Source organism: Nocardia amikacinitolerans NBRC 108937, assembly GCF_001612615.1.
In the GTDB taxonomy this organism is placed as follows: domain Bacteria; phylum Actinomycetota; class Actinomycetes; order Mycobacteriales; family Mycobacteriaceae; genus Nocardia; species Nocardia amikacinitolerans.
On sequence record NZ_BDAU01000022.1, the window covers coordinates 156,749 to 181,022 of the forward strand.

The 24,274-nt window shown below is 69.6% G+C and carries 19 protein-coding genes; 9 read left to right on the forward strand and 10 right to left on the reverse strand.

The features are described from left to right. Nucleotides 1-129: 129 nt before the first annotated feature. The 4 genes from NAM01S_RS18630 to NAM01S_RS18645 form a co-directional block, all read right to left on the reverse strand. Nucleotides 130-3,639, reverse strand: a complete 3,510-nt coding sequence (locus NAM01S_RS18630) for an MMPL family transporter (RefSeq protein ID WP_067786935.1) — start codon at nucleotides 3,637-3,639, stop codon at nucleotides 130-132. Beyond that, entirely contained in the window at nucleotides 3,639-4,367 is a 729-nt protein-coding gene (locus NAM01S_RS18635; RefSeq protein ID WP_067786938.1) for an NYN domain-containing protein, read from the reverse strand. Before NAM01S_RS18635 ends, NAM01S_RS18630 begins: the two co-directional genes overlap by 1 nt. Nucleotides 4,368-4,541: 174 nt before the next feature. Continuing rightward, entirely contained in the window at nucleotides 4,542-5,351 is an 810-nt protein-coding gene (gene trmB / locus NAM01S_RS18640; protein WP_067786941.1) for a tRNA (guanosine(46)-N7)-methyltransferase TrmB, read from the reverse strand. 59 nt (nucleotides 5,352-5,410) lie between these two features. Further along, a complete protein-coding gene (locus NAM01S_RS18645; protein ID WP_084483055.1) occupies nucleotides 5,411-6,793 on the reverse strand; it encodes a lipase family protein in 1,383 nt (460 codons plus the stop codon). Nucleotides 6,794-6,940: 147 nt separating this feature from the next. On the opposite strand from NAM01S_RS18645, the gene NAM01S_RS18650 reads away from it, so the two are divergent. The 4 genes from NAM01S_RS18650 to NAM01S_RS18665 all read left to right on the forward strand — a co-directional run bounded on the left by NAM01S_RS18650 (nucleotide 6,941) and on the right by NAM01S_RS18665 (nucleotide 12,538). Beyond that, on the forward strand, nucleotides 6,941-7,723 hold the full coding sequence (locus NAM01S_RS18650; protein WP_067786942.1) for an SDR family oxidoreductase: 783 nt from the start codon (nucleotides 6,941-6,943) through the stop codon (nucleotides 7,721-7,723). A gap of 66 nt (nucleotides 7,724-7,789) precedes the next feature. Then, on the forward strand, nucleotides 7,790-8,929 hold the full coding sequence (locus NAM01S_RS18655; RefSeq protein ID WP_067786944.1) for a hypothetical protein: 1,140 nt from the start codon (nucleotides 7,790-7,792) through the stop codon (nucleotides 8,927-8,929). Continuing rightward, nucleotides 8,916-10,460, forward strand: a complete 1,545-nt coding sequence (locus NAM01S_RS18660) for a coiled-coil domain-containing protein (RefSeq protein WP_067786946.1) — start codon at nucleotides 8,916-8,918, stop codon at nucleotides 10,458-10,460. Before NAM01S_RS18655 ends, NAM01S_RS18660 begins: the two co-directional genes overlap by 14 nt. 245 nt (nucleotides 10,461-10,705) lie before the next feature. Then, complete coding sequence (locus NAM01S_RS18665) at nucleotides 10,706-12,538, forward strand: phosphoenolpyruvate carboxykinase (GTP) (RefSeq protein ID WP_067786948.1); 1,833 nt, start codon at nucleotides 10,706-10,708, stop codon at nucleotides 12,536-12,538. A 66-nt stretch (nucleotides 12,539-12,604) separates the two neighbouring features. Here NAM01S_RS18665 and NAM01S_RS18670 read toward each other — a convergent pair whose 3' ends face one another. Then, nucleotides 12,605-13,339 carry an HD domain-containing protein gene (locus tag NAM01S_RS18670; protein ID WP_067786950.1) on the reverse strand — a complete coding sequence of 245 codons (735 nt, stop codon included), beginning with the start codon at nucleotides 13,337-13,339 and terminating at the stop codon, nucleotides 12,605-12,607. 390 nt (nucleotides 13,340-13,729) lie between these two features. On the opposite strand from NAM01S_RS18670, the gene NAM01S_RS18675 reads away from it, so the two are divergent. Beyond that, nucleotides 13,730-14,683: a GlxA family transcriptional regulator gene (locus NAM01S_RS18675; RefSeq protein WP_084483056.1), complete on the forward strand. Its 954-nt coding sequence runs from the start codon at nucleotides 13,730-13,732 to the stop codon at nucleotides 14,681-14,683. Nucleotides 14,684-14,868: 185 nt separating this feature from the next. Beyond that, complete coding sequence (locus NAM01S_RS18680) at nucleotides 14,869-15,072, forward strand: hypothetical protein (RefSeq protein ID WP_067786952.1); 204 nt, start codon at nucleotides 14,869-14,871, stop codon at nucleotides 15,070-15,072. 242 nt (nucleotides 15,073-15,314) lie between these two features. Here NAM01S_RS18680 and NAM01S_RS18685 read toward each other — a convergent pair whose 3' ends face one another. Beyond that, nucleotides 15,315-16,760, reverse strand: a complete 1,446-nt coding sequence (locus NAM01S_RS18685) for an aldehyde dehydrogenase (RefSeq protein WP_067786954.1) — start codon at nucleotides 16,758-16,760, stop codon at nucleotides 15,315-15,317. Nucleotides 16,761-17,003: 243 nt separating this feature from the next. Between NAM01S_RS18685 and NAM01S_RS18690 the strand changes: the two genes are divergently transcribed. Next, complete coding sequence (locus NAM01S_RS18690) at nucleotides 17,004-17,300, forward strand: hypothetical protein (RefSeq protein ID WP_067786957.1); 297 nt, start codon at nucleotides 17,004-17,006, stop codon at nucleotides 17,298-17,300. A gap of 4 nt (nucleotides 17,301-17,304) precedes the next feature. Here the strand turns inward: NAM01S_RS18690 and NAM01S_RS18695 are convergent, their stop codons facing one another. Both NAM01S_RS18695 and NAM01S_RS36635 read right to left on the reverse strand, forming a co-directional pair. Next, complete coding sequence (locus tag NAM01S_RS18695) at nucleotides 17,305-18,087, reverse strand: class I SAM-dependent methyltransferase (RefSeq protein ID WP_084483057.1); 783 nt, start codon at nucleotides 18,085-18,087, stop codon at nucleotides 17,305-17,307. Nucleotides 18,088-18,181: 94 nt separating this feature from the next. After that, the gene (locus NAM01S_RS36635; RefSeq protein ID WP_255284318.1) at nucleotides 18,182-18,316 is read right to left on the reverse strand and encodes a hypothetical protein; all 135 of its coding nucleotides are present in this window, start codon (nucleotides 18,314-18,316) and stop codon (nucleotides 18,182-18,184) included. Nucleotides 18,317-18,628: 312 nt separating this feature from the next. Here NAM01S_RS36635 and NAM01S_RS18700 point away from each other — a divergent pair, with 312 nt between their 5' ends. Further along, on the forward strand, nucleotides 18,629-19,798 hold the full coding sequence (locus NAM01S_RS18700) for a glycosyltransferase family 4 protein (protein ID WP_067786959.1): 1,170 nt from the start codon (nucleotides 18,629-18,631) through the stop codon (nucleotides 19,796-19,798). A gap of 15 nt (nucleotides 19,799-19,813) precedes the next feature. Here NAM01S_RS18700 and NAM01S_RS18705 read toward each other — a convergent pair whose 3' ends face one another. Next, complete coding sequence (locus NAM01S_RS18705; protein WP_067786963.1) at nucleotides 19,814-20,446, reverse strand: TetR/AcrR family transcriptional regulator; 633 nt, start codon at nucleotides 20,444-20,446, stop codon at nucleotides 19,814-19,816. Between the two features lie 71 nt (nucleotides 20,447-20,517). Between NAM01S_RS18705 and NAM01S_RS18710 the strand changes: the two genes are divergently transcribed. Then, entirely contained in the window at nucleotides 20,518-21,981 is a 1,464-nt protein-coding gene (locus tag NAM01S_RS18710) for a carotenoid oxygenase family protein (protein ID WP_067786964.1), read from the forward strand. Nucleotides 21,982-22,051: 70 nt separating this feature from the next. Here NAM01S_RS18710 and NAM01S_RS35970 read toward each other — a convergent pair whose 3' ends face one another. After that, entirely contained in the window at nucleotides 22,052-24,199 is a 2,148-nt protein-coding gene (locus NAM01S_RS35970; RefSeq protein ID WP_174554827.1) for an MmpA family trehalose lipid delivery protein, read from the reverse strand. Between the last annotated feature and the right edge of the window lie 75 nt (nucleotides 24,200-24,274).

Here is a 24,274-nt window from a genome sequence, read left to right on the forward strand (position 1 = left end):
GGTCCCGTCCGGTCTTGGAAAAATCTTCCCCAGGCGCGGTTTCGGTGGCGGGCGATGGATCGGCGCGGACAACGCCATCGCTCATCGCGGGTCTGGCCGCGGACGATATCGACCGGAACCCGGAGCGGTTCAGTCCTCGTCGTGGCGGCGGAGGAGTTCGTTCACGCTGACGGAGCGGCCGTCGCCGCTGTGGTGGCGGCCTTCGTCCGAGTCCGCGATGCGGCGGCGGGAGGAGCGGAGTTCGGCCATCCAGTTTTCGATGCTGGTGCGGTTGTCGTCCGGGGTTTCCGGCGCGCCGTTGTCGGGTGCCGCGTGGTGGGCGGACTGGTCGTAACCCGTTGTGCCGGACGAGGTGTGGTTCGACTGTGTCGAGGAGTGGTGGCCGCCGCCGATCGTCGGGTCGTAGGCGCTCGCACCATGCTGGCCCGCGTCCGCGCCGGACGAGTGGCTGCGCGCCGGGGCGCCCTCCGACGCGATCGGTCGCGTCGCGTCGTCGATCGACCCGGACCGGTCCGCCGCGAACGGCACGGCGCGCGGTCGTGGAGGTTCCGTCGGCGTCGACCTGCCGGGGTTCGGATCCGGCAGCCCCGAAAGGGAACTGGCGCGCGGACGGGTCGGATCGTGCGGGCCGGGAGCCCCGGAACTCGGAGCGGCCGACCCCGACTGAGCCCCCGGAGTCTCGGTGCCCGGCGTGGCAGGCGAACCCGACTGTGCCCCGGGGGCTGCGGAACCAGGTGTGGCGGAGTCTGTCGAGTACGCACCGAAAGTCCGAGGCCGCGGCGGTACCGACTGCGCTCCAGGAGACGTCGCGCCCGGCATGGCGGTCGAACCCGACTGCGACCCAGGAGTCCCGGAGCGCGGAGCGGCGGCCGAACCCGACGGGGCTCCAGAAGTCCCCGCGCCCGTCGAACCCGACTGTGCCCCAGCCGTCGTCGAACCCGGTGTGGCGGACTCGGCCGAGTATGCACCGAAAGTCCGAGGCCGCGGCGGTACCGACTGCGCTCCAGGAGTCGATGCACCCGGCATGGCGGTCGAACTCGATGGTGCGCCGGGCGTCGCGGAACGCGGAGCGGCGGCCGAACGCGACTGCGCCCCAGGTGTTTCGGCGCCGGGCGTGGCAGGCGACTCCGACTGTGCCCCAGCCGTTGTCGAACCCGGCGTGGCGGACTCGGCTGAGTGCGCACCGGAAGCCCCACGACGCGGTGTCGCGGACTGCACTCCAGGAGTCGAGGCACCGGGCGCGAACCCGTGCGCTCCGGCTGACGTGGAACGCGGCGCCCGAGGCGCGACCGAACCCTTCGCGACCGGAACCGAATCAATGCTCTGCGTAGGCGCCTCCGCCTCGATCTCCTCGATCGTCCGCACCCGCCGCGGCGTACGCGGCTGCTTGCCCTCCGCCACCGCGGGCATCTGCATCGTCACGGGGTCGGTGATCGGGGTGGTCTTCACCAGATCGACGACCTCGCCGCCGCCGGGCCGCTCGTCGTCCAGAATCGGCTCCCCGAGGCCGATCTTCTCCTGGATGCGCTTCATCCAGGCCGGGGCCCACCAGCAGTCGTCGCCGAGCAGCTTCATGGTGGCGGGCACCAGCAGCATGCGCAGGATGGTCGCGTCGATGAACAGCGCCGCGATCAGGCCGTAGGCGATGTACTGCATCATCACCAGGTCGGAGAACGCGAACGCGCCGACGACGACGAGCAGGATCAGCGCCGCGGCGGTGATGATGCGTCCGGTGTGCGCGGTGCCCGCGCGGACCGCCTCGGTGGTGGACGCGCCCTGGGTGCGCGCCTCGACCATCCGTGAGATCAGGAAGACCTCGTAGTCGGTGGACAGACCGTAGATCACCGCGATGATCAGCACCAGCACCGGCGACATGATCGGCTGTGGCGTGAAGTTCAGCAGGCTCGCGCCGTGCCCGTCGACGAAGATCCAGGTCAGAATGCCCAGCGTTGAGCCGAGGCCGAGCGCGCTCATGAGCGCGGCCTTGATCGGCAGCACCAGCGAGCCGAAGGTCAGGAACATCAGCAGCGTGGTCACGAAGATGACCAGCGCGATCATCAACGGCATGCGGTCGAGCAGCGCGTCGATGCTGTCCTTCTGGATCGAGGGCTGCCCGCCGACGTAGAGCTGCACGTTGTCGGGCACGTCCATCGAGCGCAGGTACTCGATGGTCGGATCGTAGTTCTCCGAATCCTCCAGCGTCGCGCTCGTCCGATAGACGTTGGGATCGCTGGTCGACCGGCTCGGCACCTCGAATTTGCCGGTGAGGCCGGGCGCTTCGCCCGCCTCCTTCCACACCTTGCCGACCGCGGCGCTGTCGTCGGAGACCATCACCAGCTGCACCGGATCGGTCTTCTTCAGCGGGAAGACCTCGTAGAAGTTCTCCAGCGCGACGCGGGTCTTGTTGTCCGGCGGCAGGTATCGCTCGTTGATGCCGCCGAAGGCCAGGTTCTTCACCGGAATGATGAGCAGCAGCAGGCCGATGCAGATCGGCACGGCGATCTTGAGCGGGTGCTTCATCACCCACTGCGTGGTCTTGCCCCAGAAGCCGTTCTCGACTTCCTCGGCGGTCTTGGTCTTGCGGAAGCGCTTGAGGCCGAGCATGTCCACGCGCGGACCGAGCACGCCGAGCATCGCGGGCAGGATGGTAATCGCGGTGAGCGCGGCCAGCGAGACCGTCGCGATGGTGCCGTAGGCCACCGACTTCAGGAAGCCCTGCGGGAAGAGCAGCATGCCGCCGAGGCTGGCGATGATCATGGTCGCGGAGAACACGACCGTGCGGCCCGCGGTCATCACCGAGCGCCGGACGGCCGCGCGGGTGTCGTAGCCCTCGGCGAGTTCCTCGCGGAAGCGGCTGACGATGAACAGGCCGTAGTCGATGGCGAGACCGAGGCCGATCATCGAGACGACGCCGCCGACGAACGAGTTCACCTCGGTGAACTTCGTCAGGAACATGATGATGCCGTTGGCGCCGATGACCGTCAGACCGCCGACGACCAGCGGAAGACCCGCCGCGACGAGACCGCCGAAGATGAAGAACAGCAGCACAGCGACCGCCGGGATGGCGAGGATCTCCATCCGTTTCTGGTCGGCGGCCATGGTGTCGTTGAGGGTGCCCGCCACCGCTTGCAGACCGGTGACCTGGACGTCGACGCCTTCGATGTAGAAGACGTCCTTCACTTTCCGGAAGTTGCGCACCATGTCGGTGTCGTTGTCACCGACGATCGCGATGGAGGCGAAGGTGTACTTCTTGTCCTTCGAACCGAAGGTGAGCGGGACGCCGGGACCGGTATCGGTCTGCCAGTAGGCGCCGTTGACCTTGGCGATCTCCTCGGGATGCTCCTTCGGCAGCCGGTTGAGGCTGTCGACGATCTTTTCCCGGAACTGCGGGTCGTCGATCGTCTTGCCCTCGGGTGCGGTGTAGAGCACGATCACGTCGCTGGTGTGATCGCGCCCGAATGCCGAGTCGGAGATCCGGGCGGCCGCCGCGGATTCCGAAGTCGGGTCGTCCCATCCGCTGGAGCTGAGATGGTCCTCCAGGCCGAAGCCGTAGCCTCCCAATGCCAGGAGGGCCGCGCAGACGATGCCGATGACGGCCCAGCGCAGCCGGTAGACCAGATCGCCCCAGCGTGTGAACACTAAGCGACTCCTTGGGCGGGGCGAGAGGTGAGCAGCGCCGACAGCGGCCGGAACGGCTGCAGCCAAGCGCCCTCGTCGGGCAGTGAATCGAGGCTCACCCTTGGCAGCGGTTCACGGAACACGCCAGGGATGTCCTCCAAGTCTATGAATTCGAGCGTATCGGATGTTACGGCCCAACTCGCGTGCTCGCGGAACCCCAACACCTGAACGGGAATTCCGCGCGCGGCCAACCGCTCGAGCGGTTCGCGGAAAGCCTGGCCGTCCGCGGAGGCGACCATGATTCCGGCCAGTCCGGCGCCGCGGCTGCGCATTTCGATGTGCGCGAGCATGTCCGCGTCGACATCGGAGTCCTCGTCGACCTTCGGCTTGGCGAACACGGCGTAGCCGACGTTGCGCAGCGCCTCCACCCACGGGCGCACCACGTCGGCGGTGCCCGGCGCGATGTTGGTGAAGACGGTGGCCTCGGGCTCGACCCTGGTCGAGCTGCCGACCGATAGCTCGGCGGTCCGCGCTAGGAGCCAGCGGCCGAGCGCGTCGAACCGGGGGCGGTACGCGGCGGTCGGGCGACCACCGAGGATCGCGCCGAGCCCCATGTCGAGATTGGGCGCGTCCCAGACGAGCAGGACCCGGCGCACATCCGGCGCGGCGCCGCCGAGACCTTCCGATCCGGCGCCGCCCACCTCCGCGGACACGTCGACCACCTCGTGGGCCATCTCGCTGACGCTCATGCCTCCGCCTCGCTGACGCTCGGCTCCGGCATGCGCGTCGCACGCTGGCACATGATTCGCTCACTGCGTTCGCTCATGCCTCCGCCTCGCTGACGCTCGGCTTCGGCATGACACTCGGCTGTGCCGGGATCGCCGTGACGATCGAGCTAATGGGTCGCTCGCTGCGCTCGCTCATCATTCGATCTTGCCCCATATGAACTCGGTGATGGCGCTTCCCGCTCGATGTGCCTTGCCTTCGAACTTGGTGACGGGGCGGTCGAAGCCGATCGGAGCGGTCGCCCTGTTGTCCGCGCTGACGCCGCCCGTGGCCTCGTTGAGGCCGATGAGCAGCGGTTCCGCGGCGCCGACTTCGGCGATGTGTTCCGCGTAACCCGCGTGGTCGGTCGCGACATGCAACACACCGCCCGGTCGGAGCCGGTTCGCGATCAGCGCGAGGGTCGCGGGCTGCAGCAGGCGGCGCTTGTGATGTCTGGCCTTCGGCCACGGGTCGGGGAAGAACACGCGGACGCCGGTCAGCGACTGCTCAGCAATCATGTGCTCGAGCACGTCGACGGCGTCGCCGCGCAGCAGTCGGATGTTGTCGATGCCCTCGCGTTCGATGCGCTGCACCAGCTGGGCGAGACCCGGCTGGTACACCTCGATCCCGATCAGGTTCAGGTGCGGCTCGGCCTGCGCCATCTCGGCGGTGGCAGTCCCTGTGCCACAGCCGATCTCGATGACGAGCGGGGCCTCGCGCCCGAACCAGGCGGCGGCGTCCAGCGGGGCGTCGGAGACCTCGCGGCCGATCTGCGGCCACATGCGATCCCAGGCGCCCTGCTGGTTCGGGGTCAGCGCGCCCCGGCGCGAGCGGAAGCTCGTCACCCGCGGGTACAGGCGGGAGCCGGTCGGCGATCGTCTGCCTGCTTCGAGCGGGGCCGACGCTGTGGACGGCCTGCCCGGAACCGACTCGACAGTGTGGTTGGCGGCGTCGTTCACGGCGTCCATTGTCCAGCATCCGGCGAACAGCACGGCAATCGAACCCCGGCCGCGCGGTCATCGCGAGGTCAGGCGGCGACTTCGGCGACGATCCTCGGCGCGATCGGGGTCTCCTGCCGCAGCGGCCGCCCGAGCACCACCTTCACCGTGGTGCTCGCCATTTCCAGCAGTCCACGCAGGCCGGTGGGTGAGGCGAGCACCGACCAGACGGTGGTGTCGGAATCACCTGTCGCCGGTTCGCCCGCCAGCCGGTCGGCGAGCCAGGCAAGGCTGATCGGGGTGGCCAGCGGCAGCAGCGAGAAGTGCTCGCTGAGCCGGTCGCGCACGTAAGTGACCTCCGCGCCGCCCTTGCGGTATCTGGCGACCTGGCCGTCCACGCCGTCCATGTGGATGACCTGGTCGTGTACGGGTTGCAGCACCAGCAGCGGGCAGGTGGGGGTGGAGTTGCCGAGGCGCAGGTCGTCGAACATGTCGCGGAACGCGGGCGCGGCGAGGATCTCCGCGAGCGGGCGCTCGAGGAAGTCGTCCATCTTCTTGCCCGCGAGTGCGAGGATCGCGCCGAGCGGCGTCGAGGTCTCGGCGGTGGCGACGAAACGGCGCCCTTCGTCGGTGAGTTCCCTTTCGATCACCGCGCCGAGGGCCGGGTAGAGCCGGTGCAGAGCCGCGATGACGATGGCGGGCAGACCCGCGAAGTGGCCGCCGTTGAGCCGAGTGAACACCTGCTCGGGATCGCCGACGGGTGCGCCGAGCACCGCGCCCGCGATGTTCAGCTCCGGCGCGTAGGTCGGCGCCATCTCGACCACCCAGGAGCTGGCCATGCCGCCACCGGAGTAGCCCCAGACGCCGATCGGGGTGTCGGCGTGCAGACCGAGCGGTGCGAAGTGCAGCGCGGCGCGGACGCCGTCGAGCACGCGATAGCCGGGTTCGCGCGGCGCGCCGAAGTTGCCGTGCGGTCCCTCGTGGTCGGCGATCGAGACCGCCCAGCCGCGGCGCAGCGCGTTGGCGACCAGCGGCCACTCCAGCTGGGTGACCGCGCCGATCGCCCGGGAGCCGCGCCGCAACGCGTAGGACGGCGAACACTTCTCGGTGACCGCGTCCATGGCGGTCTGGAAGGCGAGCAGCGGACGGTCTTCGGACGGGTCGGCGCCGTCGGGCAGCAGCACGGTGGTCACCGCCACCTCGGGCGCGCCGTGCAGGTCGCTGCTGCGGTAGAGCAACTGCCAGGCCGAAACCTGTTGCGGCACAAGGCCGAAGAGTGCGAGATCGATGGCGCGGCTGCGCAGGACGGTGCCTGGCGGCCGGGAAGCGAATCCGCGCGGCGCCCGGTAGAAAGGATCCGCGCTGGGCAACAGCGGCCTGTCCCCGGCCTGCAGCGCCTGCGCGCCGCGGGTCGGCCGGTGGCCTGCGGCCTCCGGTTCGCTGTCGACAACACCGATGGCGTCGACGGTCATCGCAACCTCCTCGACGGGTCGTCGCGCCCGCTCGAAAAGCGAAGCTGCACACCGACAATGGTGCCGACCACCACTGCAGAGTAAGTGACGCCCTGCTTCTGTGTGAACCCTGGTAACAGGGGTCGACGGCGGCACTAGACTGCCGTCATGAGTTCACCGACCGTGTTCATCACCGGTGCGGCGGCCGGTATCGGCCGGGCCACGGCACTGCTTTTCGCTGGGCACGGGTACCACGTCGGGGCATACGACATCGACGAGGTCGGCCTCTCCCGGCTCGCCGCGGACATCAACGCCGCAGGTGGCAGGGTGCGCACGGGGGTGCTGGATGTGACGAACAACACGCACTGGACCGAGCGGCTCGCCGAGTTCCACGAGGCGACGGGCAGGCTGGACATCCTGATCAACAACGCGGGCATCCTGCGCTCCGGCCGTTTCGAGGACATCGACCTCGGCACCCACCAGACGATCATGGACGTCAACTTGGGCGGCGTGCTCGCGGGCATGCACCACGCCTTCCCGTACCTGCGCGACACCAGGGGCGCCCAGGTGGTGAATCTCTGCTCGGCCTCGGCGATCTACGGTCAGCCCGAACTCGCCAGCTACGGCGCGACCAAGTCGGCGGTCAAGAGCCTCACGGAGGCATTGGATCTGGAGTGGTCGCGGCACGACATCCGGGTGATCGCGGTGTGGCCGCTGTTCGTGGCGACGGCGATGGTGGACGGCATGAGCACCGGGACGACCAAGTCGCTCGGCGTGCGGCTGACCGCCGACGACGTGGCCGACGGCATCTGGGAGGCGACGAGCAAACGTCCGCGGCTGCCAAGGGTGCACTACGAGATCGGCACCCAGGCGAAGGTGCTCGCCGCCGCGGCGAAGTACGCCCCGAGCTGGGCGGTTCGCGCTGCCAACAAATACTTCGCGGGCGCCTGAGCGGTCGGCACTGCCGAACAGCGCTCGTTCTGACAGAATTGCGCCTCGACAAGGGGGTGTGTAGCCATGCCGACGGCCACCGAATTCAACGGGCAGATGCGTGAACGGGGAGTGCCAACGCGCGAACAGGACCAGCTGGATCGGCTTCTCGTCGATTTGCAGTCGGTGGGTGGCCGGGCCGCCGCGATCGGTCAGCACGCCAACACCGCCGTCAACGCCTGGCGCAGGCCGCCGCGCATCCAGGTGACCGGGCGCGCGCACGCGGGCCGGTCCACCGTGCTGCAAGCGCTCGCGCTGATGTCGGCCGCCGAGACCGGTCCGGTGGACGAGCCGGGTGCCCCCGACCCCGTGCTGGACGCTGACATCGTTGTCTACGTGCTCGCGGGCGCGCCGCTGCCCGCCGACCGCAGGGTGCTCGCCGAGCTGCCGCCCGAGCGCACCGTGGTGGTGTTGAACAAGGCCGACGCGATCGGCTCGCGCTGGGGCGACGCGGTGGCCGCCGCCGAGCAGTACACCAGGGAGCTGGGCATTCTCACGCTGCCGGTGGTCGCCGCGCTCGCGGTCCGCACCAGGGCGGGCGCCGTCACCGACGCCGACATGGCCACGTTGCGCAGGCTCGCCGCCGACGCGGACCCCGCGCTGACCCTCTCGCCCGACCTGTTCGTCTCGCCGACCGCGGGCCCCGACGTCGCCGAACGCGAGCAGCTGCTGCACCGCTGGGAGCTCTACGGCATCACCTGCGCGCTGAGCGCCCTGCGCCACGATCCCGAGCTGAGCCCGCACGCCATCCTGCAACTGCTGCACGCCGCCAGCGGCATCGACGCGCTGCACCGGCTGCTGCACCGCCGCTACGAACAGGTCTCCGCGTTGCGCGGCGGCGAGCTGCTCGACGAGCTGGCGCGGCTGGCCGCCCGCGCGGTGCCCGGCGAGGCGGGACCGGCAAGGGACATCCTCGAGGACTACCTCTACGGCGACGACGCGATGTGGCTCGCCCTGTGCGCGGGATTGGCGAATCCCTCGGTCGCGCATCTGGCCGCGGGCTACCCGTCACCCGCGCCCGCCGACGCCGACGACGCGCTGCACAGGGCCGCCCGCTGGCGCGCCGTGGTCGCCGGCGACATGCCGCCGGTGGCGCGGCGCGCGGCGCTGCGGGTGCACAACGGATACATCCGACTATGGGAGCGAATGAGCAGTGCCGGACTCTGATCGACCGGATCCGGCGTCGCGGGAGCCCGCCGCGCCGGAACCGCTGTCGTCGGACGTGGAGGCGGTGGTCGCGCGCTGGAACCCGCAGGGCATGGCGCTGCTGAAGGCGGTGCGTGGCGCGGGAGCGGCCTCGACGGTCGCCCTGATCGGACCCGACGACGCCAACACCACCCTCTTGCGCACCGAGCTCGCGCGTTTCGAACCCCGCATCGACCTCACCGATCCGATGACCGACGCGAACGCGGCCGTCGAATCCACCGCGCCCGCCGGTGGCGCGCCATCGGGTGTGGCGCTGATCCTGCTCGACGCGGGCACCAGCATCGGCACCGACACCCTCGACGTGGTCCGGCGCCTGCGGTCCGACGGCACCCGGATCCTGCTCGTCATGAACGGCGTGCACGCCTACCAGGACTGGCGCGTCGTGCGTTCGCACAACCTCGAGCTGCTCGGCGCGCAGGGCTTCGACGATCTCGACATCCTCCCGGTCTCCGCGCGCCTCGCGGTCGCCGGACGCACCGGCGGCGACGCCGGACTGCTCGACCGCTCCGGGCTGACCGCACTGCACGCCGAATTGACCGCCGCCGCGGCGGGCGCGGAGGCGTCCGGCGGCGATCGGCTGACCGCCGTGCTCGCCCGTGTCCTCACCGACACCAGGAAGCGGGTCGTCGAGCAGGTCGCCGCGCTGCGCTCGGGCGCGGAACCGGCGCGCTGGCGCGAGGAGCGCGCCACGCTGCTGGCCGGGCGCGACGGCGGCCGCGCCTCGGCCATGTCGACGTTGCGCGGCCAACTGCACCTGGCGCGGGTCGACCTGATGACGGAGGTCGGCGGACACGTCAGGGCGCTGCACACCGCCGCGCGCACCGAGCTGGACCGGCTGCGCCCCGCCGAACTCGGCGACTACCCCGACCGGCTGCAACAGTCCGTGACCGAGCTGACCGGCGCCGTGGACGCGAGCATCGAGCACCGGCTCGCCGAACTCGCGCAGCGGCTGGACGGCTCGGGCCGCGCCGACCTCGCGCCGCCGCACCGCAGGCGCGACCCGGCGCCGCGAGTCGGCCCAGACCCGGAGCCGAGGCACCGGGGTGTCGAAGATCACCTCATGATCGCGCTCGGCGCGTCGGCGGGCGTCGGCCTCGGCAGGCTGCTCGTCGCGCCGCTGTCGCTGGTCCCGGCGCTGGACGTCGCGAGCATCCCCGTCACCTTGCTGCTCGGTGCGCTCGTCGCCTGGTGGGTGGTGCGTGCGCGGCGGCAGGTCGCCGACCGCGCGCACGTCCGGCAGTGGGTAGCCGACGCGCTCGTCAACGTAAAAGCCCAGCTAGAGCAGCGGGTGGCGACCGCGCTGGTGGAAGCCGAGACGGAATTGGCGGACCGCGTGGTGCGCGCGAGCGCCGCCCGCATCGTCGAGACCGACCGCCGGGTGGCCGAACTCGAGGCGCGGATCCGGCGCGCCGCGGCCGAGCAACCGGGCCAACTGGCGGCGTGCGAACGCGATATCGCGATCCTCGATCGGCACATCGTGCCTGTTGAATAGGCAACCGAATGGGTAGTTAGTTAGGAACCCGATTCCGTACCGGTCGTCACATCGCGTTAACCTCTAAGCAGGAACCTGGGCGTCCGCTTCGTCCAAGTACGCCGTCCAGCCGGGGCGCGCTTTCGACTGGTCGTAGCGGGTTGCCTTCCCGCCAACGGTGGCGCTCGGTGTGTTCGCGCTGGTCATGGGCCTTGGTGGCCAGGCGGCGAAGCATCGGATCCGCCGCTCATCTCAGGAGAGTTTTCATGACCTCAGCGACCATTCCTGGTCTTCGTGGATCCGACGGCCAGGCGCCGACCGAGCACAGCGAACTACTCGCCTGGGTACAAGAAGTCGCCGAACTCACTCAGCCGGACCGCGTGGTCTGGGCGGACGGTTCCGACGAGGAGTGGGAACGCCTGACCAACCAGCTCGTGGCCGCGGGCACCTTCAAGAAGCTCGACGAGAAGAAGAAGCCGAACTCGTTCCTCGCCCTCTCCGACCCGACGGACGTGGCAAGGGTCGAATCCCGCACCTACATCTGTTCCAAGACCGAGGCCGACGCGGGCCCGACGAACAACTGGGTCGACCCCACCGAGATGCGCGCCACCATGACCGAGCTGTACCGCGGCTCGATGAAGGGCCGCACCATGTACGTGGTGCCGTTCTGCATGGGCCCGCTCGGCGCCGAGGACCCCAAGCTGGGCGTGGAACTCACCGACTCCGAGTACGTCGTCGTCTCGATGCGCGTGATGACCCGCATGGGCACCGCCGCCCTGGAGAAGCTGGGCGCGGACAAGCCGTTCGTGAAGGCGCTGCACTCCGTCGGCGCGCCGCTGGCCGAGGGCCAGGAAGACGTGCCGTGGCCGTGCAACGACACCAAGTACATCACCCACTTCCCCGAGGACCGCGAGATCTGGTCCTACGGCTCCGGCTACGGCGGCAACGCGCTGCTCGGCAAGAAGTGCTACTCGCTGCGCATCGCCTCGGCCATGGCGCACGACGAGGGCTGGCTGGCCGAGCACATGCTGATCCTCAAGCTGATCTCCCCGGAGAACAAGGCCTACTACATCGCAGCGGCGTTCCCCAGCGCCTGCGGTAAGACCAACCTCGCGATGATCCAGCCGACCGTTCCCGGCTGGCGCGCGGAGACCCTCGGCGACGACATCGCCTGGATGCGTTTCGGCAAGGACGGCCGCCTGTACGCGGTCAACCCGGAGTTCGGCTTCTTCGGCGTCGCGCCGGGCACCAACCGCCAGTCGAACCCGAACGCGATGGCGACCATCGAGGCGGGCAACACCGTCTACACCAACGTCGCGCTGACCGACCACAACGATGTCTGGTGGGAGGGTCTCGAGGGCGAGCCCGATCACCTGATCGACTGGAAGGGCAACGACTGGTACCACCGCGAGACGGAGACGCTGGCCGCCCACCCGAACTCGCGCTACTGCACCCCGATGTCGCAGTGCCCGATCCTGGCCCCCGAGTGGGACGACCCGCAGGGTGTGCCGATCTCGGCGATCCTGTTCGGTGGCCGCCGCAAGACCACCGTCCCGCTGGTCACCGAGTCCTTCGACTGGCAGCACGGCGTGTTCATGGGCGCGACGCTCTCGTCGGAGCAGACCGCCGCGGCCGAGGGCAAGGTCGGCACCGTGCGCCGCGACCCGATGGCCATGCTGCCGTTCATGGGCTACCACGTGGGCGACTACCTCGGCCACTGGATCAACGTCGGCAAGAACGCCGACGCGGCCAAGCTGCCGAAGATCTTCTACGTCAACTGGTTCCGTCGCGGCGCCGACGGCCGCTTCCTGTGGCCCGGCTTCGGTGAGAACTCCCGCGTGCTGGAGTGGATCATCGGCCGCATCGAGGGTTCCGCGCAGGCCGAGGAGACCGCCATCGGCCACGTGCCGACCGCGGCGCAGATGGACCTGGAGGGCCTGGATGTGAATCCGGCCGATGTCGACGAGGCGCTCGCGGTGAACGCCGAGGAGTGGCGCAAGGAGATCCCGCTGATCGAGGAGTGGTTCGAGTTCGTCGGCGACAAGCTGCCTTCGGGCGTGCGCGACGAGTTCGAGGCGCTCAAGCAGCGCCTGGGCTGATTCTCTTTCACGATCGCCCGCACCGTCTTTCGGTGCGGGCGATCGTGTTTTCGGTGGTCGACCGCGTTACTCGGGGAACGGGGCCAGCCGGATCAGTGGCGCGAATTGTGCTGTGGACAGCAGCCATCGGGCGCGGCCGTCGGGGACGACGGCCGCCTCGGCGCGCAGGGCGGCGATCATGTGCCGCTTGAAGTCGTGGCGGGGGTGGCGGTGTAGCAGTTCGGCCACCCAGTCGGGGGCCAAGTCGGCCATGCGCAAGCCGAGTACGTCGACGCCCGCGCCCGCGGAGACGAAGCCGAGGTCGTCCGGCCGGTCTGCGATGCCGATGGTCAGGTGGGCGGCGATGGCGGCGCCGATGGTGTGCGCCTGTTCGGGTGTCGCGCCCGCCGCTTCGGCGAAGGCGACCGCGCGTTCCGCGCCGGTGACCGCGAAACACCTTCCCGGCGTTGGGTGTTCGAGGTTCAGGTCGTGCAGCAGGCACGACACGTAGGCCAGCTCGTCGTCGTAGCGGACGCCGTCGAGTTCGGCGAGCGCGCGTCCGAAGAAGTAGCTGCGGTAGGAGTGTTCGAGGACGTGCGGCGTAAGGCGTTCGCGCGCTTCGGTTTCCGCGGCGCGCGCCAGCCGGGAGTCGGGGAGACGCAGATCGGTGAAATCGACCCGGCCCGTGCCGCGGCGGCCAAAGGCAAGCCGGACCTGCCCGGCCACGATGCCCGGCAGCGCCGTGACCAGCTTGCCGGTCAGCTGTCTGCGCTGGCGGCCGGTCAGTGCGCCGCCGGTCGTCGTGGCCCACTCCCAATCCAAACCCGCGGGCGCTCTGTTTCCAGTTCCGGGCGCTCGGTTGTGCTCTGCTGGCGCCGGTTTGGCTTTTGCTGGTGCCGGGTCGAGTTTCGTCGACGCTCCGTTGCCCGCGGGTGCCTTGCTGCCTTTCGCGCGAGCGCTGCTGTCTTCTGCCTGCGCTCCGTTGGTCTTTGCGGGCGCTCGGTCGTCCTCTGCTAGCGCTCGATCGTCCTTTGCTGGCGCTCGGTTGTCTTCTGCTGGCGCTCGGTTGCCTCTTGCTGGCGCTCTGTTGCCTTTTGCTGGCGCACCCACGCCGACCTCCTTCGTCTCGGTGTTTTCAGTGAATCGGTCGCCGGAAGCTCCGGCCAGTGGCGTGAATGACAGCAATGCTCGGATTCATGCCAAACTGAGTGGGTGAAACAGGTGGTCGCCCTCGCCTTGGACGGCGTCATGACCTACGACCTCGCCTGCGCGGTCCAGGCGTTCCGGCACGGGCCCGACAAGACCGGGGAGGGTAGCGGCTTCGAGATGCGGACCTGCGGTGTGCGGCCCGGGCCTGTGTGGACGCCCAACGGGTTCGACCTGCGCGTCGACCACGGGTTGGAACTGCTCGACGAGGCCGAGATCGTGGTCGTCCCCGGCATCGGGCTGCCAACCCTCCCGCCGCCGCCCGAGGTGGTCGACGCGCTGCGCGCGGCGGCCGAGCGGGGCGCGACCATGGTCAGCATCTGCGTCGGCGCCTTCGTACTGGCGCGGGCCGGTCTGCTGGACGGGCGGCCCGCCACCACGCACTGGGCGTATTGCGGGGAGTTCGCCGAGTTGTTCCCTGCGGTCCGGCTCGACCCCGGGGCGCTGTATGTCGACGACGGCGATGTGCTCACCTCCGCCGGTCTCTCCGCCGGCCTCGACCTGTGCCTGCACCTGGTGCGCCGCGAACTCGGCGCGGGCTTCGCGGCCGAACTCGCGCGCTGGAATGTGACGCCACCGCACCGGGAAGGTGGTCAGGCGCAATACATTCCGGACGCGCTGGGACGTTCCGGCGACGGTGCGTCGGGGCTTGCCGCGACCATGGCCTGGGCGGCGGCGAATCTCGCTGCGGCACCGGATGTTTCGGCGCTGGCTCGACATGCCCTGATGAGCGAGCGGACGTTCATCCGGCGCTTCAAGGCCGAGGTCGGCGCGACGCCGCGGCGCTGGCTGGAGGCGCAGCGCACCGCGCGAGCACGCGAATTGCTGGAGACCACCGATCTGCCGGTGGAAGTCGTTGCGGCACAAGCCGGTTTCGGCAGCGTCACGGCATTGCGCACGCATCTGCGCGCCGCGACCGGCGCGACGCCCGCAGGCTATCGCCGTTCGCTGCGCCGCTGACCGTCGGTCCCACCCGGGTGCGAGAGGTTTGCCGGCGCTGGCCTATCCTGATTTCGATATCGGCTTCACAACCGATCGGCGCGCCGACGCTTGGGCGAGCCGAACGGAGGAACTTCTTCACTATCGCCGTCGCGGCCCCGGTGCCCGGGCGAGCGGCGCACAGACGCGTGAGAGGTGGTTGGAGCATGACCGATCTGGAGTGGGACGCGTCCGAAGCCCCGTTGGTGACCGGCGTCGAGTTGGCGGCGGCGAGCACGCCGCTGCGCCGCGCCGCGGGTCGGTTGGAGAAGGCGCTGCCGCCGGGCTGGCGGGTCGAGGTCGTCGACGCGCGGCAGCGACCGGGTCCCGAGGACACGGCGGCGTTGCGGGTCGTGATGCCCGACAACTGAGCAGCGGGGCGAGCCGCGTAGGCCCGCCCCTCCGCTGTCGATGGCGCCCGCCGTAGCCGCGCATGGTCTGGGTCGAGTGCGGACTTCGCCGCGCATGACCAGGCCAAACGCGGAGGGATCGCGGACGGTCTGGGCCGACTGTGGACTCCACCGCGCGTGGCTGGAGCGAGCCGGGACTTCGCCGCGCACGGCCGTGCTGGGTGTGGACTGCCGCGCGTGGCCGGGGCGGAGGTGGCGGGGCCCTACCCGGTCCAGCCGAGCGGCATCAGCAGCGACTTCTGCTCGCAGAACGAGTCGAGTCCCTCTGGCCCGTTCTCCCGGCCGAGGCCGGAGTTCTTGTAGCCGCCGAACGGCGAGGTCGGATCGAAGGCGTACCAGTTGATCGCGTAGGTCCCGGTGCGCACCCGCGCCGCGATCTCGGCGCCGTGCTCGATATCGGTGGTCCACACCGAACCGGCCAGGCCGTAAGCCGAATCGTTGGCGATCGCGACCGCCTCGTCCTCGGTCTCGTAGGGGATCACCGAGAGCACCGGGCCGAAGATCTCCTCCTGCGCGATGGTCGACTTGTTGTCGACGTCGGCGAAGATCGTCGGTTCGACGAACCAGCCGCGGTCCAGATCGGCGGGCCGTCCGCCGCCGAGCACCAGGCGCGCGCCCTCGGCCTTGCCCTTGGCGATGTAGCCCTCGACGCGTTCGCGCTGGCGCTCGGAGATGAGCGGGCCGAACTGGACGGACGGGTCGGTGGGGTCGCCGGTCTTCTGGGTGCGCACGTGCTCGACGAGCGCGTCGAGGATCTCGTCGTAGCGGCTGCGTGGGGCGAGGATCCTGGTCTGCGCGACACAGCCCTGGCCGCTGTTCATCAGACCCGAGAACGCGAGCAGCGGGATGCTCGCGGCGAGATCCATGTCCGGCAACAGGATCGCCGCCGACTTGCCGCCGAGTTCCAGCGAGACGCTCTTGAGCTGCCCGGTGGCGATGGCGCCGATCTTGCGGCCGACCGCGGTGCTGCCGGTGAAGGTCAGCTTGTCGACCCCGGGATGGGAGACGAGATACTCGGCGACGTCCGCATCCGCGGGCAGCACCGAGAGCACGCCTTCGGGCAGACCGGCCTCGGTGAAGATGTCGGCGACCATGTTGGCGGTCAGCGGGGTCAGCGGCGCGGGCTTGAGCACCACCGTGCAGCCCGCGAGCAGGGCGGGGGCGAGCTTGTTGACGGCGAGGAACAGCGGCACGTTCCACGCCGTGATCGCCGCGACGACGCCGCGCGGTTCGCGCGTGACCCGCGTGGTGCCGAAGCCGCCGACGCGCGTCTCCTGCCACGGAAACGTCTGTGCGAGAGCGGCATACGCGTCCAGTGCCGCGGTGGCCGGTATCTGATTGAGCGTCATGGCGATCATCTGCGGCGCGCCCATCTCGGCGGTGAGCGTCGCGAGCAGATCGGCCGAACGCTGCTCGATCAGGCGCGCGGCCCTGGTGAGCACCGCGGCGCGCTCGAGCGGCGGGGTGGCGGGCCACGGTCCGTGGTCGAAGGCGTGGCGCGCGGCGGCGACGGCGGCGTCGACGTCGGCCCGCTCCACCACGGGGACGCTGCCCACCGGCTCGACCGTGGCCGGTGAGATGACCTGAAGGCGTTCGGTGCCCGCTGGCGCGGTCCAGCGGCCGCCGATGAACAAGCTGTCGTAATGCATGAGAACACGTTACAATTTTGTCGCCCGCTTGTCTGTAACCTGTTTCAGTTTCTTCTTCGCGCAGTCGCCTGACCTGCTCGAATTCCAACCTGTCGGTTCGCTTTTCCCGAGAACGCACTATTGCGTTCTGTTGCTGGACGGTGGATGCTGTAGCTACTCACCAGCTCCCTCCCGCGTTTTACGGCCGAACCGGCTTCGGCCGAACAGGCATTGATCCGAGACCGTAATTGGGGTGAACGTGTCATGGCGGTGCAAGTGATCGGCCGGTCGTTGATGACCAGCGATCAGACCGAACATCAGGCGAAGAGCGTCGGCTCGGGCGGTTGGGTGGTGTCCTTCCTACCGGGTCGCACCTTGACGATCGAGCAGGCCACGGCGGCGATGCAGGCCGCGGAGGCGGTCGCCGTCGTCGGACTCCTCGCCGACAAGGTCGGATTGACCACGCTCGAGACGGTCGGGCTGGCCATTCAGGAATCGCCGTGGGAGCAGAACGGGGCGTGCGGCCGCCGTTGGCGCCGCGGCTGGCTCGCGAACCAGTAGCCGTTCAGGCCGATTTCGTCGCGACAACCACGAGGTTGCTGACGGCCAGCTCGCGCACCGCTGGCACGCGCACCAGCCACCAGGCCCACCGCGGGTGGTAGCGCGGGAATATCGTCCGCACGTCGGCCGAAGTCGTTGCGGCCCAGCGCAATCCCTCGGAAGCGCGGACCGCGAACAGCGACTCGCCGTACCGGTTCTTCGGTTCCTTGCCCTGCTTGCGGCGGTATCGGCGCGCGGCGTACTCGCCGCCGAGGTAGTGCCACGGACCGGTCTCGTGTCCGCCGAACGGGCCGAGCCAGACCGTGTAGGAGAGCACGATCAGTCCGCCGGGGCGGGTCACCCTGACCATCTCGTCGGCCATCGCCCACGGCTGCGGGACGTGCTCGGCGACGTTCGAGGAGAAGCAGATGTCGACGGCGTTGTCGCGGAAGGGCAACGCCATGCCGGAGCCGCGCACGGCGCCGGGGACGGAAAGGCCAGCGGCGTGCATCTCCGAGGGGTCCGGTTCGACGGGAATGTAGCGCGCGCCGGTCTTGGCGAATTCGTCCGCGAAATAGCCGGGGCCACCGCCGACGTCCAGAATCGTGGTGCCCGCGAGGTCCGCTCCGGCGATGTCGGCGTAGAAATCGCCGATCATCTCGGCGGTGTCGGTGGCGAGGCCGCCGTAGAAACGCGCGGGATCGGACTGTTCGAAGCGGAAGCTGCCGAGTAGTCGCAGCGACCGGCGCAGCGTCGCGCGTCGCGCGAATCGAGGCGCGTCGGAAGTCGTGATCTCGGCTCTCAGCACGGCGCCGAGTTTCGCACAGGGGGATCTTCGGCCTGGAATCGGTGCGCCGAAGGCGGTCCGGCGCCGCGCGCACCGGACCGCCGCTTCGGGCGGGTCAGCCGACGCCGCTGCTGGCGCCGCTGCCGGTCGAGGTGGACGACGTGATCAGCGCCAGGATCATGCCGAGCAGACCGTCGAGGTCGCCGCCGTTTCCGGTGCCGCCGCCGGTCCTCGTCCGTGCCATTTTCATGGTGTTCTCCTCATCGTGTTGGCCGGCCAGCCTTCGACCGGCCTGCCCCTGAAAATCGGGGTGGCGGGAGGGTATCCACATCCGACTGTGAAATGTAGATGTTTCAGACAAATTCGTGGAAACCGCTTCGCATCGGCGGTGACGTGCCAGGATGGGCGGATAGGGCCCTTGACCGATGACCTTGTGCGGACCTTCGCATGCGCTTCGGCGGTGCGCGGACGATTACCGGACTCCGTCCGCCTGTGCCCGTTATTGTGTAGCCCGATGTCCGTCGACCCCCGGCGAGACCCACCGACCGAGAGAAGCTCCACCGTGCGCGAAGTCCTCCTGCTCTGCTGGCGTGACACCGGGCACCCGCAGGGCGGCGGCAGCGAGCGGTACCTGGAACAGGTCGGCGCGCAGCTCGCGGCACGCGGGGTCAAGGTCACGCTGCGCACCGCTCGCTATCCGGGTGCGCCGAAGTGGGAACACATCGACGGCATCGACATCAGCCGCGGCGGCGGACGCTACACCGTCTACCCGCGCGCGCTCGCCGCCATCGTCCTCGGCAGATTCGGCATCGGACCGCTGCGCGGGGTGCGGCCCGACGCGGTGATCGACACCCAGAACGGCATTCCGTTCTTCGCGGCCGCCGCGACAAAGGCGCCCTCGGTGGTGCTCGTGCACCACGGGCACCGGGAGCAGTGGCCGGTCGCCGGTCGGCTGGTCGGGCGGATCGGCTGGTGGATCGAATCGCGACTATCGCCGCGTGTGCACCGCGAGAACCAGTACCTGACCGTTTCGCTGCCCTCGGCCGAGGAGCTGGCCACCCTCGGCGTCGACCGCTCCCGCATCGCGGTGGTTCGCAACGGGGCCGAACCCGTTCCCGCCGACGCTCCGACCGGCGCCGCGGCGACCCGCACTGCCGAACCGCGCGCGGTCGTGCTGTCGCGGCTCGTGCCGCACAAGCAGATCGAAGACGCGCTCACCGCCGTCGCCCGGCTGCGCGGCCGGATCCCCGGCCTGCACCTCGACGTCGTCGGCGGTGGTTGGTGGGCCGACAACCTCCAGGCCACCGCCCGCGAGCTGGCCATCGACGACGCCGTCACCTTCCACGGGCACGTCGACGAACGCCGCAAACACGAACTGCTCGCCCGCGCCTGGGTGCACGTGCTGCCCTCCCGTAAGGAAGGCTGGGGACTTGCCGTCATCGAAGCCGCCCAGCACGGCGTCCCGACCGTCGGCTACCGCAGCTCCCGCGGACTCACCGACTCCATCGTCGACGGCGTCACCGGTCTGCTCGTCGACGACGTCGCCCAGCTCACCACCGCCGTCGGCGACCTGCTCGAGGATTCCGCGGCGCGCGGCGTGATGGGTGAGAAGGCGCGCGCGAGGGCCCGCGAGTTCTCTTGGGAGCAGACCGGGAACGGTGTGTACGAGGTGCTCGCGGCGGTGTCGCGCGGCGGGTATGTGTCGGGATTGGTTGCGGCGCCCGAGGATTGAGCTCAGCTTTCGCTTTTACCGCCGCGGCGGATTCGTGATGACGTCACTGCACATACGGGCGCACTCTGCGGCGAGCTCGGCGGTGGTCGTTTCGATGCTGCCGTCGAGCCAGGCCTCGATGAGCTGATCGACGCCGCCGGTGATGAACAACGCCGCCCTGCGCAACCACTCCGGGTCCGGTTCGGCCTCCAGGACGCCGGGCGCGTGCTGGACGACGAGGTCGGCGATCAATCCGAGGACGTCGCGGCGACGTTGTTCCAGTCCGGGTATGCCGCCTGGATCGCTCGACACGATGCGGTGAATGTGCGGGTCGCCCGAGACGGCGTCGAGGAACGCCTGCAGCGCCGCGCGAAGTTTGTCCATGGCGGACCCGTCCACCGAAATGCCCGCTTCGACCAGCACCGCGAGTAGCTGGTCGCGGACCTCGTCGGCGATGGCGAGCAGCAGCTCGTCCCGATTGGCGAAGTGCTCGTAGAAGTAGCGGTCGGTGAGCCCGGAGCCTTTGCAGACACCGCGCACCGTGACGGCGGCGAGGCCGGACTCGCCCCAGGTGCGGCGACCGGCCGCGATCAGCCGGGCCCGGCGTTCGGCGCGGCGATCGGCCGCGCTCACCCCGCCGTAGCTGCGGACTACTTCAGACCTGGTCATTGACACCACTTTAGGCGCAACCCTAAATTGGAAGACATGCGTCATCAGATTTGATTCGAAGGAGAGTCGCGATGACAGTCGACGATGCCGTTCTGGCCCGCGAGGTGTACGCGCCGATGCTCGATGAGCTCGACTACCGCGTCCGGCAGATCGACGGGAGGCTGCCGACGGAACTGACCGGCACGCTGTACCGGATCGGGCCGGGAAAACACCAGGTCGGAAGGTCCTTGCTGCACAACATCTTCGACGGCGACGGGATGATCTCGCAGTTCGTGTTGGACGGCTCCGGCGTGCGATTCCGCAACCGGTACGTGCGCACCCGGCACTTCCGGCACGGCGAGCGCTCCGACCGCATCCGGTATCGCGGTGTGGGCGGCCAGATTCCGGGCGGACCGCTGGCCAATTTCGGACGCTTGCCCGCCAACGTCGCCAATACCAACATCGTGAACTACGCGGGTGGTCTGCTCGCGCTGTGGGAATTGGGCAACCCGCATCGGATCGACCCGGATTCGCTCGAGACGCTCGGCCCCACCGACTTCGGCGGAAAGCTCGGCTTCCTCGGCGCGTTCTCGGCCCACCCGAAATGGGACCCCGTCACCGGCGACATGTACAACTTCGGCCTGGATCTGCTGCCGACGCCGCGTATTCGCACCTACCGCGTGGACAGGTCCGGAGCGCTGCGCCGCCTCGCGACCGTCCCGATGCTGGATCTCGGTTGGAACCACGACTTCGCGCTCACGGAACGCTATATGGTGTTCGTCCTCGACCCGCTGCTGCCGAATGTCGCCAAGATGGCGCTGGCCACGCACTCGTTCATAGACTCGCTGGACTTCAAGCGCGCCAAAGGAACTCGTTTCCTTCTCGTCCCGAAGTCCGGTGGAGCGCCGCGCATCGTCGAACACGAGGCGCTGTTGCACGTTCATCTCACCAATGCCTACGACGACGGTGCGGACGTGGTCGTGGAGCTGGTGCGATTGGACACCGAGTGGAGCGAGTTCCGACGAATGACAGGTCTGGTCAATCTGGAAACCCTGGAGACCCCGCAGTTCCCGGCTTCCCGGCTGATGCAGTATCGGGTCACGGAGAGCGGCACCGTCATCGAGCGTGAACTGGCCGACGTATCAGGGGAATTCCCGCAATACGACTGGCGCCGCTCGACTCGCAGGCACCGGTTCAGTTATCTCGCCGGTGCGGGCGGGCCCGCCGGGCTGTTCAACTCGCTGATCAAGGTCGACCATCGAACCGGCGTCGCGACCGAATGCGATCTCGGCCCGAGCTCGGTCGGTGAGCCGCTGTTCGTGGCGCGCACCCCCGATGCGAACGAAGACGACGGATGGCTGCTCGCGCTCAACCATCAGCTGATCGAAAACCGTTCGCAACTGGTGATTCTGGATGCTCGTGACCTGGAGCGGGGGCCGCTCGCCACCGCATGGCTCGAGCACCATGTGCCCTGGGGCTTTCACGGCACCTTCACCAGGCGGGTCGCCGCGCCCGGGTCTCCGATTCCCGAGCCGGAGACGCTGCCGAGCCGCTGAGCGCGTCTTCCGGCGGTCTGCGCATTGCGGTATGGGTGGAACGTGATCGGGATTCGTTCGCCGGGCGGTCTCAGGCTTCGATGGCTGTACGGGGCCTGCGCCGCGCCCCCACCGCGAGCGCTGGGCCCCCGATCAGTAGCGCGGCCCAGAGGAGGTGGGCGGTGATCGCGAGCCAGCGGTGGTCTTGTGCCGCGACGATGGGGTCGTTGCCGGGGACTCGATACAGCGCGAGGTCGTTGTCGGAGTAGACCGGATCCAGTTGGGCGAGTGTGGTTTTCGATTCGCCGAGCGGGCCGGGGGTGGTGCGTTCGACCAAGACCCACTCGACGCCGAGGCGCGCCAGATCCTGTGCCGAACCACCTTGCAGGAGCAGGGTTTCCACATCGCGGGCGCGGGTGCCTTCGCCGGAGACCGTGCGGCCGCGGACGGGGAGCTCGCCGGTTTGCAGCACGTCGTTGGGCAGCATGCGAGGTGCGGGATCGAGGACGGGAGCGGCGCCGGAGTAGGGGAATTTGCGGAACATTCCGCCGGGGAGGACCGCGATGTCGCCGGGGGTGGTGACGAGTTGGGCGACGTTGTGCCAGGCGGGTGGATAGTGCACGGGGCGAAGCGCGTTGCCGACGCCCCAAGTGAGGTCGAACAGGGGGAGGATGAGGAACGCGATGAATGCCGTTGCGGTCAACAGGGTTCCGCGCCGGGTAGTGGGCGTTGCCACTGAAGCCGTCGCGGTTTCGCGCGTGGCTTTTACGTCGCCTCGGTCGGCAAGGCCCGTTGGTCGGGATGCTTCGGCGCTTTGCCCGTCAGCGCACTCGTCGTGTGTCCGCCGGGACGAATCGGTTACCTCCTGGGCCGATGTCAGGGGTTGCTCGCTGCCTCGCTCGGCCGGGTTCTTCGCGGCACCGTCGAGCCGCTGGTGCCGACCACCGTCGCCAAGTTGCTCGCTGTCACGATCGGCCGGGTTCGTTGCGGCCAAGGGGGGTTGGCTGCTCGGCTCGGCAGGCTGCCTCGGGGACGCTGCGTCGGCGAAGTCGGTCGCGAAGGGTGTTCCGCGCTTCCGCTCGGTGAGATCCGCGGCGGCGGTCTCCGTTCGACGAAGGAGCGCGGTGAGCGCGGTGCAGCCCGCCGCCGCGCACAGAGCGTAGGCGGGCACGGCCAGCGCGACGTACTTCTGCGTGTCCCGAAGCAGTCCCGCCCCGGGCACATTCACCACCAACCACTCCATCGCCGCCATCCCCCAGCCGGTCGCGGCGAGCGCGGGCAGCACGACGGCCGCGGCGGCCAGCGCCAGCAAGGCGCGGCGAATGCGCAGGCTTTCGTGCCCGCCGGTCGCGGCGGTGGCGACCGTGCGGAGGCCGGTGAGAACAATCGCGAGGAGCAGCACGGTGCCAAGCAGCGCCAGCGGCGTGGTGCGCGAATCCGGCACGGCCTCGCCGTTCCAGATGCCGCCGAGCCCGGCCAGCGAACCCAGCGTGCCGAGCATGGGTTCGGCACGCGCGGCGAAGGCGGGAATGCCCGCGGGATCGGAGGGCTCCGCGCCCGCGCCGGACAGCGCCGTCGCGGTCAACCAAGGAGCGGACGCGGCCGCCAGCAGGACGAGCGTGCCGAGGAGATGCCGACGGTGCACCGTCACCAGTGCGGTCACGCCCGCGAGCAGCGCCCCGGTCGGCGTCAGACCGGCCGCCGCGAAACAGCCCGCCAGCCCGGCCCACGCGCCGATCGTCGCCGCATCGGGCCGCCGACGCCCGCCCGCTCCGAGCCGCAGCCGATAGGCCGCCAGCGCCGTCCACGGCAGCGCCGCGTACCCGGCGAGCAGACTCCAGTGCCCCTGCAACAACCGCTCGGCCACATACGGGTTCCACAGCGCGACCGTCGCAGCGACCAGTTGCGCGGGAAGCGGCGCGCACAACAACTCCCGCACCAGCACCGCCGCCCCATACCCGGCGGCCCACAGCGCGAGAACGAGAATGGCCTTCACGACCAACCCGCCGTCCACCAGCGGCGACACCGTCGCAAGCAGTGCATCCTGCGGAACGGCCCGCGGCGCGGAATCCCCGAGGCCGAGCGCCGACTCGGTGAGATACGACCGCGGCGTGCTCACCGCGTCCCGCAACAGCAGATACCCGGGCCCGAACAGCGGCCCGACCACCACCGCGACGAGCACCGCGCAGAACCCGCCCGCGATGATCCGCGCCCGCAGCCCCGCACCGCCGTCACTCACGACCCAGAACCCTACGACGCCGACCCGCTCCCGTCCCGGCGGCACCGTGCCAGGCCGCCCATGGCCACTCGCCGC

Excerpts from the sequence above, each read along its gene's own strand:
- NAM01S_RS18655 (WP_067786944.1), top strand. The coding sequence starts at position 7,790 with ATGCCGACGGCCACCGAATTCAACGGGCAGATGCGTGAACGGGGAGTG.
- NAM01S_RS36635 (WP_255284318.1), bottom strand. The coding sequence starts at position 18,316 with ATGAAAATGGCACGGACGAGGACCGGCGGCGGCACCGGAAACGGCGGC.
- NAM01S_RS18635 (WP_067786938.1), bottom strand. The coding sequence starts at position 4,367 with ATGAGCGTCAGCGAGATGGCCCACGAGGTGGTCGACGTGTCCGCGGAG.
- NAM01S_RS18680 (WP_067786952.1), top strand. The coding sequence starts at position 14,869 with ATGACCGATCTGGAGTGGGACGCGTCCGAAGCCCCGTTGGTGACCGGC.
- NAM01S_RS18665 (WP_067786948.1), top strand. The coding sequence starts at position 10,706 with ATGACCTCAGCGACCATTCCTGGTCTTCGTGGATCCGACGGCCAGGCG.
- NAM01S_RS18690 (WP_067786957.1), top strand. The coding sequence starts at position 17,004 with ATGGCGGTGCAAGTGATCGGCCGGTCGTTGATGACCAGCGATCAGACC.
- trmB (WP_067786941.1), bottom strand. The coding sequence starts at position 5,351 with ATGGACGCCGTGAACGACGCCGCCAACCACACTGTCGAGTCGGTTCCG.
- NAM01S_RS18710 (WP_067786964.1), top strand. The coding sequence starts at position 20,518 with ATGACAGTCGACGATGCCGTTCTGGCCCGCGAGGTGTACGCGCCGATG.
- NAM01S_RS18650 (WP_067786942.1), top strand. The coding sequence starts at position 6,941 with ATGAGTTCACCGACCGTGTTCATCACCGGTGCGGCGGCCGGTATCGGC.
- NAM01S_RS18645 (WP_084483055.1), bottom strand. The coding sequence starts at position 6,793 with ATGACCGTCGACGCCATCGGTGTTGTCGACAGCGAACCGGAGGCCGCA.
- NAM01S_RS18685 (WP_067786954.1), bottom strand. The coding sequence starts at position 16,760 with ATGCATTACGACAGCTTGTTCATCGGCGGCCGCTGGACCGCGCCAGCG.
- NAM01S_RS18705 (WP_067786963.1), bottom strand. The coding sequence starts at position 20,446 with ATGACCAGGTCTGAAGTAGTCCGCAGCTACGGCGGGGTGAGCGCGGCC.